The organism is Pseudomonas fildesensis, assembly GCF_001050345.1.
GTDB lineage: Bacteria > Pseudomonadota > Gammaproteobacteria > Pseudomonadales > Pseudomonadaceae > Aquipseudomonas > Aquipseudomonas fildesensis.
On record NZ_LFMW01000002.1, the window covers coordinates 52,649 to 66,054 of the forward strand.

11 protein-coding genes are annotated in these 13,406 nt (G+C 60.9%); 7 read left to right on the forward strand and 4 right to left on the reverse strand.

Annotated features, from left to right (window positions below; translation table 11 throughout):
* Nucleotides 1-204: 204 nt before the first annotated feature.
* Both ACR52_RS03535 and ACR52_RS03540 read right to left on the reverse strand, forming a co-directional pair.
* A complete protein-coding gene (locus ACR52_RS03535; protein ID WP_048720582.1) occupies nt 205-780 on the reverse strand; it encodes an ANTAR domain-containing response regulator in 576 nt (191 codons plus the stop codon).
* 13 nt (nt 781-793) lie between these two features.
* Nucleotides 794-2,020 (reverse strand): CmpA/NrtA family ABC transporter substrate-binding protein, encoded by a 1,227-nt coding sequence (locus ACR52_RS03540; RefSeq protein WP_048720583.1) that lies wholly within the window; start codon nt 2,018-2,020, stop codon nt 794-796.
* Between the two features lie 250 nt (nt 2,021-2,270).
* Here ACR52_RS03540 and sctC point away from each other — a divergent pair, with 250 nt between their 5' ends.
* The 5 genes from sctC (at nt 2,271) to ACR52_RS03565 (ending at nt 6,110) form a co-directional block, all read left to right on the forward strand.
* On the forward strand, nt 2,271-3,764 hold the full coding sequence (sctC, locus tag ACR52_RS03545) for a type III secretion system outer membrane ring subunit SctC (RefSeq protein WP_236692115.1): 1,494 nt from the start codon (nt 2,271-2,273) through the stop codon (nt 3,762-3,764).
* Between the two features lie 11 nt (nt 3,765-3,775).
* Nucleotides 3,776-3,991, forward strand: a complete 216-nt coding sequence (locus tag ACR52_RS03550; protein ID WP_048720586.1) for a FliM/FliN family flagellar motor switch protein — start codon at nt 3,776-3,778, stop codon at nt 3,989-3,991.
* Between the two features lie 166 nt (nt 3,992-4,157).
* A complete protein-coding gene (locus ACR52_RS03555) occupies nt 4,158-4,550 on the forward strand; it encodes a winged helix-turn-helix domain-containing protein (RefSeq protein WP_048720588.1) in 393 nt (130 codons plus the stop codon).
* Nucleotides 4,543-5,004 carry a transglycosylase SLT domain-containing protein gene (locus ACR52_RS03560; protein WP_048720590.1) on the forward strand — a complete coding sequence of 154 codons (462 nt, stop codon included), beginning with the start codon at nt 4,543-4,545 and terminating at the stop codon, nt 5,002-5,004. The genes ACR52_RS03555 and ACR52_RS03560 overlap by 8 nt, the downstream gene beginning before the upstream one ends.
* An 86-nt stretch (nt 5,005-5,090) precedes the next feature.
* Nucleotides 5,091-6,110, forward strand: a complete 1,020-nt coding sequence (locus ACR52_RS03565; protein WP_048720592.1) for a quinone-dependent dihydroorotate dehydrogenase — start codon at nt 5,091-5,093, stop codon at nt 6,108-6,110.
* Between the two features lie 172 nt (nt 6,111-6,282).
* Here the strand turns inward: ACR52_RS03565 and rmf are convergent, their stop codons facing one another.
* The gene (rmf, locus tag ACR52_RS29075; protein WP_002553055.1) at nt 6,283-6,498 is read right to left on the reverse strand and encodes a ribosome modulation factor; all 216 of its coding nucleotides are present in this window, start codon (nt 6,496-6,498) and stop codon (nt 6,283-6,285) included.
* 531 nt (nt 6,499-7,029) lie between these two features.
* Between rmf and rlmKL the strand changes: the two genes are divergently transcribed.
* A complete protein-coding gene (gene rlmKL / locus ACR52_RS03570) occupies nt 7,030-9,300 on the forward strand; it encodes a bifunctional 23S rRNA (guanine(2069)-N(7))-methyltransferase RlmK/23S rRNA (guanine(2445)-N(2))-methyltransferase RlmL (RefSeq protein ID WP_048720594.1) in 2,271 nt (756 codons plus the stop codon).
* A gap of 140 nt (nt 9,301-9,440) precedes the next feature.
* The gene (locus ACR52_RS03575) at nt 9,441-11,825 is read left to right on the forward strand and encodes a sensor domain-containing diguanylate cyclase (RefSeq protein WP_048720596.1); all 2,385 of its coding nucleotides are present in this window, start codon (nt 9,441-9,443) and stop codon (nt 11,823-11,825) included.
* Nucleotides 11,826-11,865: 40 nt separating this feature from the next.
* On the opposite strand, the gene dacB is transcribed toward ACR52_RS03575, so the two are convergent.
* Nucleotides 11,866-13,341, reverse strand: coding sequence for a D-alanyl-D-alanine carboxypeptidase/D-alanyl-D-alanine endopeptidase (gene dacB, locus ACR52_RS03580; protein ID WP_048720598.1), 1,476 nt, complete (start codon nt 13,339-13,341; stop codon nt 11,866-11,868).
* Nucleotides 13,342-13,406 lie beyond the last annotated feature (65 nt).

Below are 13,406 nucleotides of genomic sequence, written 5' to 3' on the forward strand. Positions count from 1 at the left end.
GACGTCTTTGTCGTGGAGGGGCAACCGCCGTTGGTTACCTGTGATGATTCATTAGCAAGAGCTGAGCCAACACGCACCTTCTTGATCCTTCCCACGCTCTGCGTGGGAATGTCTCCCGTGATGCTCCGTGTCACCTGCGGCGGATGGCGGGACGCAGAGCGTCCCAGACGGCATTCCCACGCGGGAGCGTGGGAACGATCAAGATCAGCCTAGGAGCTCACTCATGGCGATAATCTGCTCCGCCACCTGGATCAGTTTCTGCTGACGGCTCATGGCCTGGCGGCGCATCAGGGTGTAGGCCTCTTCTTCATTGCAGTCCTTCATTTTCATCAGCATGCCCTTGGCCAGCTCGATGCGCTTGCGTTCCGCCAGCTGCTGGTCGCGGGCGTGCAGCTGGGCGCGCAGGGCCTGGTCGCTTTCGAAACGGGCCATGGCCACGTCGAGGATCGGTTGCAGGCGCTGGGCCTGGATGCCTTCGACTATGTAGGCGCTGACGCCGGACTTGATCGCCTGACGCATCACGTTCGGGTCGTGCTCGTCGGTAAACATCACGATCGGCCGCGGCTGGTCGCGGCTGACCAGCACCACTTGTTCCATCACATCGCGGCCGGGTGACTCGGTATCGATCAGGATCACGTCCGGGCGCACTGTTTCGACGCGCGCGGGCAGGTCTATGGTCAGGCCGGACTCATCAATCACCTCGAACCCAGCCTCGATCAGTGCCGTCTTGAGACGACCGACCTTGCGCGGTGTGTCGTTGATCAACAGGATTCGCAACATATCAGTCCTCCTGTCAGCGCAGGGCTTGGCGGTCGGCGTGATCCGCCATGGCATGGAGGCGGAAGCTGCGGGCGTAGCCGGCGGGGTCGGCGCCGTCCCAGACTTTGCCGTCGATCAACTGGCTAGTGCGCATGTCTTGCTCTCTGGCTGCGATGCCCAATGCATCGGCGGCCTGGCGATAGAGCGTCAGTTGCTGCACCTGGCGAGCAACGCCCAGGTAGTCTGGATCATCGCGCAGCAGGCCCCAGCGTCGGAATTGGGTCATGAACCACATGCCGTCGGAGAGGTAGGGCAGGTTCACCTCGCCATCGGCAAAAAAGCGCAGCGCATGGGGATCTTGCCACTGGTTGCCGAGGCCGTCTTCATAGTGGCCGAGCAGACGCGGTTCGATGCAGTCGAGCGGGGCATCGAGGTATTCGCGCGCACTGAGCAACTGTGCGGTGGAGCGGCGGTTTGCGGTGCTTTCTTCAATAAAGCGACTGGCTTCGAGGATTGCCATCACCAGCACGCGAGCGGTGTTGGGGTACTGGTCGACAAAGGCCTGGGTGCAGCCGAGAACCTTTTCCGGATGATTCGGCCAGATCGCCTGTGTGGTCGCCAGGGTGAAGCCCTGGTTTTGCTTCACCGCGCTGGCGGACCAGGGTTCGCCGACACAGAAACCGTCGATACGCCCGGCTTGCAAGTGCGCCACCATCTGCGGTGGGGGTACCACCACACTGTTCACATCCTCCAAAGGATGGATGCCCTGGCTGGCCAGCCAGTAATACAGCCACATCGCGTGGGTCCCCGTAGGAAACGTCTGGGCGAAGGTCAGTTTTGTTCGGCTTTGGTGCACGTGACGATCCAATGCCTCAGGAGTGACCACCTCTTGCTGTTGCAAGCCGTGTGACAGGTTGATGCTCTGGCCGTTCTGGTTCAGGCCCATCAGTACCGCCATGTCGGTAGGCGCCACACCGCCAATACCCAGGTGCACGGCGTAGATCAGCCCATACAGGCTATGGGCGGCATCCAGTTCACCGCTCACCAGTTTGTCGCGCAGGTTGGCCCATGACGATTGGCGCTTGAGGTTCAGCGTCAGCCCGTAGGGTTGGGCGAAACCCTGGGTGGCCGCAACCACCAATGAGGCGCAATCGCTCAGGGCCATGAAGCCGAGGTCGAGGCTGCTCTTTTCCGGGGCGTCACTGCCGTTGACCCAGGCCAGCGGGTCTTTTATCGGGCTGTTGCCGACCGAATCGTTCATCAGTTCTTACCTTTTCGTTCAAAAAAAAGCGTCGTTCCCTCAGATGGCGATGTAAGCCATTGCAGGTAACGACGCCTTTGTCTGTAGGCCCGCACCGTCGTTGGCACGCGCTCTGTTACAGAGTGCGTAGCAAGGCACATGCCACGGGCCGACAGGCGCAGTACGCCGTCAACTTTCCATCAAGATTGAAACTCCGCAGGCTTTCAGTATGGCCGCTTCTTTACGCCAGACCGCCCAGGAAACCCTACCGGTGTACGCCGAATCCTCCACAATCCCGACTGTTCACTGGCTTTGCCGGTGGCTGCTGTGCGCCGTGCTGATGTTGGGTTGCGCGTCTGCCTGGGGTGAGGCCTACCAGGCGCAGGATGAAAGCCTTCACACGTTTTTTACCGCGTTGTCGGTGCCCTTCGGCTTGCCCATCGTTGTCAGTCGGGCGGCAGCCCGCCAACGTATCACCGGGACCTATGATTTTGGCTCGGCGCAGCAGGTCCTGGAGGCGGTTGCTCAGCAGCAGGGGCTGATTTGGCACAGCGACGGGCAAGTGCTCTACCTGTATGAAGCCGGTGAAGCGAAAAGCTCGGCGGTGGCGCTGCGGCATATTTCCGTCGACAGGTTGCGCGGGCTCATGCGTCGTGCTGGGCTGGATGACTCACGATACCCCCTGCGAGAGAGCGGGAGGCGGACATTATATGTGGAAGGGCCACCGAACTATGTCGACCAGGTGTTGCGGCTGGCGCAACTACTGGATCGGCAGCGGGCCGATTTGCGCTTGGGTGCACAGACATTCGGTGTGGTGCAGGTGTTCAACACGCACGTGGCTGATCGTCAGTACACCATGGGGGATGACACGGTCAATGTGCCGGGGTTGGCGTCGATGATCGAAAGCGTACTCCGCAACGAACGCAGCAATACCGCACAACGACCGGCCAGCTTGCTGGCTGATGAGAGCCTTTCGGTGATTGCCTATCCGGATACCAACAGCCTGCTGATCAAAGCCAAGCCTGCCCAGGTGAGATTTATCGAGCAACTCGTCGCAGAGCTGGATATGCCCAAGCGCGCGATCGAAGTGTCGCTCTGGCTCATCGATGTGGACAGCAAGGAACTCAAGAAAATGGACATGGGCTGGATTGACGAGGCCAACACCTCGGCCTCGGCGACGCGCGTGCTGGAGCCGTTGGAAGATAACCGTCTCATGGCGCTGATCAATAAGCTGGAACGTCGGCGGCGGGCCAGGGTGGTGACACTGCCTGTGATTCTTGCCCAGGAAAATGTGCCGGCTGTGTTTCAGGACAACCAGACCTTTTACCTGCCAAGGCCTGGAGAAGACAGTGGCGATTGGCAACCCGTGCGGTATGGCACTCAGGTCAGTGTGTTGCCACGATTCGCCCACGGGAATGAAATCGAGATGCAGCTGACCGTCGAGGATGGTCAGCAGTTGGGCAAGGGCGGCAATCGTAAGCAGTCGTCCGTGGTCGCAAGTGTGGGCATCAGCACGGTGATTCGTGTGCCTCAGGGGCGGCGCCTGTGGGTGGGGGGCTTCCAGCGTGATACTGAGGCCTCGGCACGCGGCACGATGGCGGGCCGCAATGGCGAGGTGCGTCTGTTTGTGATCCAGGCCCGAGCGGTGGATAACGAGCCGAAGGTCCTCAGCGGCGCTGTAGGGCCGCCGCCTTTGACTCAAACTCAATACGAGCGGGTACAACGTGCGTTTGTGCGTCCGATTGAGGCGTCTAACAGTGAATAAGGCACGTGCTCATGCATCTGGAAATCCTGCTACAGGAGCGGTTGGTCGGTCGCAGGCAGCTGTCGGCGTTTGTGCCGGGCAAGATATTACCCCTGGCGCCCGCGGCCAGCGACTGCGTGGAGATCCGGGTCAACGGCAAGCTGCTGGCGCTGGGAGAACTGGTGCAATTGGAGGATCGATTGGGAGTTGAGTTGCATGAGGTTTATCTCGACGGCGTGCCTCAGTAATGGGTAATGACGAAGCGTCTTACATGCGGCTTCCAAATAACCTCGGATGTATGGGTTTTTCCCTAGGGTGGCCTCGTGTGCCGATTTCTATAGTCACGACGTTGGCGGGCTAGCCGGTATAGGAAATAAGGACCTTTAATGTCAGTAGTTGGATGCAGAGGTGTGTATGACCGTCCTGAGTGATCGATCGACGACGGCCACCCTTGTCTTTGCGCGTTGGACCCTGCATGGCCATGGCCAGTTGACCGGCGATGGCGTTGATATTCAGTTGCCGCCCAAGGAATGGCATGTCCTGCGGCTGCTGCTGGTATCCAGCGGCGCATTGATGACCAAGGATCAACTGCTGGAGCTGGCGTGGCCCCATGGGGAGGTCGCGGAGGAGTCTCTGACCCGCTGCATTTATTCACTGCGCAAGCACCTGAAGGCGGACAAGGGGTTTATCAAGACGATCTATGGTCAGGGCTATCGTTTCACCTGTTCGGTGAGTGTCGTGGGACATGAACAGCGGCGAGCCATGGGGCGCGTTTGTTCAGCCTGCGGCCAGGTAAGTCATGGGTAAGCCCTGGGGTATATGCCTGTTGCTGACTGCACTGGCGTGGAGCCACGAGGCAAGGGCTTACTGCTGGGATGAGACGGCTGCTCGTTACGATATCGAACCTGAGTTACTGCAGGCCATTGCTGCGGTGGAGTCGGGTTACCGTGCGGAAGCGATGAACTACAGCAATCGCAATGGCACCCGCGATATCGGTTTGATGCAGATCAACAGCATTCATTTGCCGCGCCTGCTCAAGCAAGGCATAACCGAGGAGCGCCTGTTGAGTGAGCCGTGCCTGTCGGTAGAGGTGGGGGCCTCGATTCTCGCCGAGTTTATCCAGCGCTTCGGCTACAACTGGACGGCGGTGGGCTCCTACAACGTCGGCGCGAGCCCGGGCCCGGAGCGTGAGGCGCTACGCATGCAGTACGCGCAGAAAATCTGGGCGCGCTACGAGGCGTTGGTGGCGCAGCGCTATTAAGGATTGGGCGGCACGCCTCGCGTGCGGCCTGTCACCCCGGCTATAATCGCCGTCACCTTTCGTCGCCATCCGAGTCTAGCCCGCCCATGTATACCCTGGCCCGCCAGCTGTTGTTCAAACTCTCCCCGGAAACCTCCCACGATCTGTCCCTGGACCTGATCGGTGCCGGTGGCCGCCTGGGGCTCAATGGCCTGGTATGCAAGGCTCCGGCGAAGATGCCGGTATCGGTGATGGGGCTGGAGTTCCCTAACCCGGTCGGGCTGGCTGCCGGCCTGGACAAGAACGGTGCGGCCATTGATGGGTTTGCGCAGTTGGGTTTCGGCTTTGTCGAAATCGGCACGGTGACCCCACGGCCGCAGCCGGGCAACCCCAAGCCACGGATCTTCCGCCTGCCGGAAGCCGAGGCGATCATCAATCGCATGGGCTTTAACAACCTGGGCGTCGATCACCTGCTGGCCCGGGTTCAGGCGGCGAAGTTCAAGGGCATCCTGGGCATCAATATCGGCAAGAACTTCGACACGCCAGTGGAGCGTGCGGTGGACGACTACCTGATCTGCCTGGAAAAGGTCTACGCCCACGCCAGCTACGTCACCGTCAACGTCAGCTCACCCAACACCCCGGGCCTGCGCAGTCTGCAGTTCGGCGATTCCCTCAAGCAATTGCTTGAAGCCTTGCGCCAGCGCCAGGAAGACCTGGCCGTACGCCATGGCAAGCGTGTGCCGTTGGCTATCAAGATTGCGCCGGACATGAGCGATGAAGAGACCGTTCTGGTGGCCCAGGCCCTGGTGGATTCGGGGATGGACGCGGTGATTGCCACCAACACCACCCTCAGCCGGGTTGGCGTTGAAGGGTTGGCCCATGGTGATGAAACTGGCGGCCTGTCGGGCGCGCCGGTACGGGACAAGAGCACCCATATCGTCAAGGTGCTGGCGGCCGAGTTGGCGGGGCGTTTGCCGATCATTGCGGTGGGCGGTATCACCGAAGGCAAGCACGCGGCCGAGAAGATCGCCGCCGGCGCGAGCCTGGTGCAGTTGTATTCCGGCTTCATCTACAAGGGGCCGGCGCTGATTCGCCAGTCGGTGGATGCCATTGCTGCATTGCGCTGACAGCTGGACGCGGAGCGTCCGGGGCGGCATTACCACGCAGGGCACAGGAACGATCTCCCAATAAAAAGGGCTCCTCAAAAGGAGCCCCTGGGCCGAAGCCCGCCGCCTGGATAGGGCGTGCGTGGTTAAGTCATTGCCTATTCGTGCTGGTGTCGGAATTAAATGCCCTTGATTAGCCGACGGCGTGAAGTTCGTTGAGTCTGTGGATGCCCGCAGTGCCTGTCATACCGTCCCAGTTGTCGCCGCGTCCTTCTCGCCAGCCGTTAATCCAGGCTTGGCGTACCGACGGTAGAGTAAATGGGCAAAGCTCACGGGATTTGCCATGAACGCCATATTGATATCCGCGTAAAAATGCTCTTTCCAACGGATCACGCTTAAGTCTTCTCATAGGGTGTTTCCCTCACTTGTTGACTGTCTTGATATCCTTCGGCCTCGTCTGAGGTCGGGCAGAGTTTTTCTGCCGTTGGTGGGCTCGCTGCCGGCGTGGCGAGCCGATGTGTTGGCGTCGTTACGGCGCCAACCTGTGTTGAGTTCTAACCAATAGGTCACATGGATTCAATGATCGTTTTGTCATAAGCACGTAACGATAACGATGCTATAGCCATAAGCTGGGCTGGCTTTTCGCCCCATTTACTGAGCAAAGCCAGCTATGATGTGCCCTGCAAAGAGGATGGGTTTAATCCTTTAGTGAGAATGCCGGCCTTTTGCAGTCGGTTATTATTCGACGAAGGGTCGGAATATTTCTTTTTGTTGCATCAAATTATCTATCTGCCCCGTCAATCACGGCCCAAAGGCCCGACAGGCGGGGTGGGACGGCACATTCGTGCCACGCGGGCACTCTTCAAGAAAAGTGCTTGATTGAAAACCGAGCCGGCGATGCGTCGCCCGTTCATTTATTGCTGAAAAGCCTGGATTGCCCATGTCGGACCGTTACGAACTCTTCCTCACCTGCCCCAAGGGCCTCGAAGGCCTGCTGATCGAGGAAGCCGTCGGGCTTGGCCTTGAGGAAGCCCGCGAGCACACCTCGGCCGTGCGCGGCATGGCCGACATGGAAACCGCCTACCGCCTGTGCCTCTGGTCGCGCTTGGCCAACCGCGTGCTGCTGGTGCTCAAGCGCTTTGCGATGAAGGACGCCGAGGACCTCTACCATGGCGTGCTGGATATCGAATGGCAGGACCACATGGTCCCCGACGGTACCCTGGCGGTGGAATTCAGCGGTCATGGCTCGGGCATCGACAACACCCACTTCGGCGCGCTGAAGGTCAAGGATGCGATCGTCGACAAGCTGCGCACCCCGACCGGCGAACGTCCGTCCATCGACAAGATTAACCCGGACCTGCGAATCCACCTGCGCCTGGACCGTGGCGAAGCCATCCTGTCCCTCGACCTGTCCGGCCACAGCCTGCACCAGCGCGGTTACCGTCTGCAGCAGGGTGCGGCACCGTTGAAGGAAAACCTGGCGGCAGCGATCCTGATCCGCGCCGGCTGGCCGCGCATTGCGGCTGAAGGCGGCGCGCTGACTGACCCGATGTGCGGTGTCGGTACCTTCCTGGTGGAAGGCGCAATGATCGCCGCCGACATGGCGCCCAACCTGAACCGTGAACAGTGGGGCTTCACCGCCTGGCTCGGACACGTTCCGGCGCTGTGGAAAAAACTCCACACCGAAGCCAGCGAACGGGCGGCCATCGGCATGAACAAGCCGCCGCTGTGGGTGCGTGGCTACGAGGCGGACCCGCGCCTGATCCAGCCCGCGCGCAACAACATCGACCGCGCTGGCCTCAGCCACTGGATCAAGGTGTACCAGGGCGAAGTCGGCACGTTCGAGCCGCGCCCTGACCAGAACCAGAAAGGCCTGGTGATCTGCAACCCACCGTACGGCGAGCGCCTGGGTGACGAAGCGAGCCTGTTGTACCTCTACCAGAACCTTGGCGAGCGTCTGCGCCAGGCGTGCATGGGCTGGGAGGCCGCGGTGTTCACTGGCGCGCCGGACCTGGGCAAGCGCATGGGCATCCGCAGTCACAAACAGTATTCGTTCTGGAACGGCGCCTTGCCGTGCAAATTGCTGCTGATCAAGGTCAACCCGGACCAGTTCGTCACTGGCGAACGCCGTACCCCGGAACAGCGTCAGGCCGAACGTGAGCAAGCCGCTTACGATCAGGCTCCGACTGAGCCGATGGAGCGCCAGTACAACAAGAACGGCAACCCGATCAAGCCGGCACCGGCGCCAGCCCCTGTGGTTGAGCAGGCGCGCCTGAGCGAAGGCGGGCAAATGTTCGCCAACCGCCTGCAAAAGAACCTCAAGCTGCTGGGCAAGTGGGCCAAGCGTGAGGGCGTGGATTGCTACCGTGTGTACGATGCCGACATGCCGGAATACTCCATGGCCATCGACCTGTACCACGATTGGGTGCACGTGCAGGAGTACGCCGCGCCGAAGTCCATCGACCCGGAAAAAGCCTCGGCGCGTATGTTCGACGCCCTGGCGGCCATTCCCCAAGCGCTGGGCATCGACAAGAACCATGTGGTGGTCAAGCGCCGCGAGCGTCAGAGCGGCACCAAGCAGTACGAACGCCAGAGCGCCCAGGGCAAGTTCACCGAAGTCAGCGAAGGCGGCGTGAAGCTGCTGGTCAACTTGACCGACTACCTGGACACTGGCCTGTTCCTCGACCACCGCCCGATGCGCATGCGCATCCAGAAGGAGTCGGCCGGCAAGCGTTTCCTCAACTTGTATTGCTACACCGCCACTGCCAGTGTGCACGCGGCCAAGGGCGGCGCGCGCACCACCACCAGCGTCGACTTGTCCAAGACCTATCTGGACTGGGCGCGTCGCAACTTCTCACTCAACGGTTTCTCCGACAAGAACCGTCTGGAGCAAGGCGACGTGATGGCCTGGCTGGAAGCCAGTCGCGATGAGTTCGACCTGATCTTCATCGACCCGCCGACCTTCTCCAACTCCAAACGCATGGAAGGCATCTTCGACGTGCAGCGTGACCACGTGCAGTTGCTTGACTTGGCCATGGCCCGCCTGGCACCGGGTGGCGTGCTGTACTTCTCGAACAACTTCCGCAAGTTCCAACTGGAGGACAACCTCAGCGAGCGCTATGCGGTTGAGGAAATCAGCGACAAGACCCTCGACCCGGATTTTGCACGTAATGCGAAGATCCACCGGGCCTGGAAAATCACCGCTCGCTAATTGAGTGCGCCCCTAAGCCGCAAGCCTGGTTTATTCCGGCCTTGCGGCTTTTTTACGCTGGTCAAACCCTGGGCCGATGGCTATAACTAAGACCTAGCCGAAGCGACACCCCCCGCATGCTGGCGTTGTGAGTGTTGTCTATGTCGTTGCAAGCCGTTCGCCCGAAAATACTAGGCTTTATCAGTGAGCAGGCGTCGGCTTGGCTGGTGGCATTGGTGGTGTTCTCGGCAGGCTGCGCCCTGACCGTAATCGTCGCCTGGTCGGCTTCCGACCTCTATCAACAACAGGTGCGCCAGCGTTTCCAGCTGCTGGTGAACGAGCGATTTACCCGACTGCAAGAGCGTTTCGAGGACCAGGAGCAACGCCTGGGCAGCCTGCGGCGGTTCTTTGTCAATTCCAGTGAGGTGTCCCGCGAAGAGTTCGACGGCTTCGCCCAGCCATTGCTGTTGCGTACCCGTGCTTATGTCTGGGCGCCGCGGGTTTTTCGTGATCAGCGAAGCCAGTTTGAACAAGAGATGTCCCGCCAACGCGGTACGCCCTTCAGCATTCGTGAGCTGAATCCGTCCGGCGAGTTGGCCCCGGCGGCTGAGCGCGATGAGTACGTGCCGGTGCTGTACAGCCAGACTCAGAGCCTGCTCGGTTCGCCCCTTGGTTTTGACCTGCTGGCCCAGCCACTGCGGCGTTCGGTCGTTGAGCGTGCGCAAAGCAGCGGCAAACTTGCGGTGTCCCAACCCATGCAATTGGTGGGTGTGGAGCCGGCCTATGCCACCGGGGTGTTGCTGGTTGCCCCGGTCACCCCCTTGACCGGGACTGAACCCCATGGCTTTGTAATGGCCGTGATCAGCATGCGCCAATTGGTCGCTGAGGGCTTGCCAAAGCCGGACCGTGACAACCTGGTCATGCAGATCGTCGACACCTCCGACCAGCAAAAGCGCTTGCTGTACGAGTCCAGTAATGCGCTGGCCAGCAGCGACCTCAGCGCTTCACGCCGCCTCACCCTGGGCGATCATGTCTACGCCCTGAGCCTGCGCCCGAGCCAGGTGTTCGATCAAACCAACCACTCTTCTCTGGCTTCCATCCTGACCATGGGCGGGCTGCTCAGCCTGTTGCTCAGTGCGTTGCTCTATGTGCTGGTCAGCCAGCGCCAGCGCGCCTTGAAACTGGTGGAACAACGCACCGTGCAACTGCGCCAGCGCGAACAGGAACTGCGCGGCGCCCACGGCCAGTTGCGCAGTGTGCTGAATGCCGCCACTCAGGTTGCGATCATTGCCACCGACCTGCGCGGCGTGATCAACACCTTCAACGCCGGTGCCGAGCAGATGCTTGGGTTCAAGGCCGAACAGGTTTTGAATCGCTCGACCCTGGAAAGCCTACATGTTGCTGCCGAGCTGGAAGCGCGCGCCGCGAGTTTGAGCGTGACGTTGGGCAAACGTATCCCGCCGAGCCAGGCGATGCTGGTGGAGAACCCGGACAGCCTGCACGAGGCCCGCGAATGGACCTTGATACGCCAGGATGGCAGCCAGTTGACGGTCAATATGCTGGGCACCGTGTTGCTCGATGACCATGGTTTGTGGGTGGGGCACCTCGCGATTTACCTGGATGTGACCGAGCAGAAACGCGCGTACGAGGCGCTGGCTGCAAGGGACCGCCTGCTGAAAAAACTCAGCGCCCATGTGCCCGGCGGGATTTTCCAGTTCACCCTGGAGCCTCACGATAACTGGCGCTTTATCTACGCCAGCGATGGCATGCGCGATATTTATGAAATCGAGGTTGGGGTGTTGCAGCAGGATGCGAAAAAGGTCTTCGAACGCATCCATCCCTTGGACGCCGAGCGGGTTCGGGCGTCGATTCGGTTGTCGTCGCTGCAGTTGAGCCACTGGCGCGAAGAATACCGTGTGCAGCTGCCGCAGCGCGGTTTGCGCTGGATTCGTGGCGAGGCCACACCGGAAGAACTACCGGGAGGCGGTACGCTGTGGCATGGCTATGTGTCGGATATTTCAGATCTCAAGCGCGTGGAAGAAGAGCTGCGCGCGCTGTCCATTACTGATTCGCTGACCGGTATCCACAACCGTCGGTACTTCCAGGATCGCCTCAAGGCCGAAATGGTGCGCCTCAACCGCACCTCGGGTGCGCTTTCGTTGATCATGCTCGATATCGATCACTTCAAACGGATCAATGACAAGCATGGGCACGGGGTCGGCGACGGGGTATTGCAGGAGCTGTGCAGGCGCATCAGCCAGCGCCTGCGTCGCACGGATGTGTTCTGCCGCCTGGGCGGAGAGGAGTTCATGGTGTTGTGCCCCAACACCGATGGTGCCCAGGCCTACAGTTTGGCGATGGACTTGTGGGCATCGCTGCGCAGCGCGCCGATGGAGCCGGTGGGGGTTGTGACGGCGAGCTTCGGGGTGGCCAGTTGGCAGGTCGATGAAGGGATCGACGGGTTGCTGCTGAGGGCGGATTCGGCGGTGTATGTGGCCAAGCAGGCGGGCAGGGATCGGGTGGCGGTGGAGACGATACGGACTTGAGGGATGACGCAGCCCCCCTACAGGGGGACTGCGGTGTGTCCTAGAGGACGGGTGCCGCCGCCGCCAGCTTCGGCTGGCGATACAGGTCCAGCAGCACCTGGTCGAGCACCGACGAGGCGCCCCATGGCTTCGGATCGTTGAGGATCGCCACCACTACCCAGGTATTGCCATTGTTGTCGCGGCTGAACCCGGCGATCGCGCGCACGGTGTTCAAGGTACCGGTCTTGACGTGAGCTTCGCCGCGCATGGCCGTGGTTTTCAGGCGTTTACGCATGGTGCCGTCGGTGCCGGCAATCGGCATCGAGCTGATGTATTCCGCCGCGTATGGGCTTCTCCAGGCGGCTTGCAACATGGTCGCCATCTCGCGGGCGCTGACCCGTTCGGCACGGGACAGGCCGGAGCCGTTCTCCATCACCAAGTGCGGCGCGGTAATGCCTTTTTTCGCCAGCCACTGGCGCACCACACGTTGCGCCGCCTTGGCATCGTCGCCGTCGGCATCGTTGCGGAACTGCGCGCCCAGGCTCAGGAACAGTTGCTGGGCCATGGTGTTGTTACTGTATTTGTTGATGTCGCGGATGATTTCCGCCAGGTCCGGCGAGAACGCGCGGGCCAGGACCTTGGCATCCTTGGGCACGGGCGCCTGAATATCGCGGCCCTGGATGCTGCCGCCCAGCTCCTGCCAGATCGCTCGAACGGCGCCGGCGGTGTAGGTGGCGTGGTCGAGCAGCGAGAGGTAGGTCTGCGAGCTGCAGCCATCACCCAACTGGCCGCTGACGGTCACCGTGACGCTGCCGTCGGCGGCGGTCACCGGGTTGTAGCGCACATCGCCAGTGCACTGCTTGGCGTTGGAGACCTTGACCTGGTTGTCGATGCGGATACTCGCAATCGGCGGCTCGACCGACACGATCACCCGTCCCGAATCGTTGCGGGTCACGAAGCGCAGGGCCTTGAGGTTGACCAGCAGGGCGTCGGGCTTGACCAGGAACGGCTTGTTCTCGTCATTGCCGTCGTCATTGAATTCAGGCAGTTGCGGCTGGATAAAGAAGCCACGGTCCAGCACCAGGTCGCCGGTGACTTGCTGCACACCGTTGGCGCGCAAGTCGCGCATCAACAGCCAGAGCTTTTCCATGTTCAGCTTGGGGTCGCCGCCACCCTTGAGGTACAGGTTGCCGTGCAACACGCCACCGCTGAGGGTGCCGTCGGTGTAGAACTCGGTTTTCCACTGATGGTTGGGGCCGAGCATTTCCAGGGCCGCGTAGGTGGTGACCAGCTTCATGGTGGAGGCCGGGTTTACCGAAACGTCGGCGTTGAACACGGTGGGTGTACCCGGGCCGTTCATCGGCAGCATCACCAGGGACAGCGCCGTGTTTTGCAGCTTGGCCTTCTGCAGTGCCTGCGCAACGTTGGGTGGCAAGGTGGTATTGATCGGGGCGGCAGTGGCGGAAAACGCCAGAGGCAAGAGAAAACCGGCAAGTAGCACTGAACGTAAAGAGTGGGAACGCAAAGATTTGATCATAAAGAATAAAACCCTACTGCTGAGGAGGGTGAAAAAGGCGAGGGGTATGTAAGAAAAATCCCTCA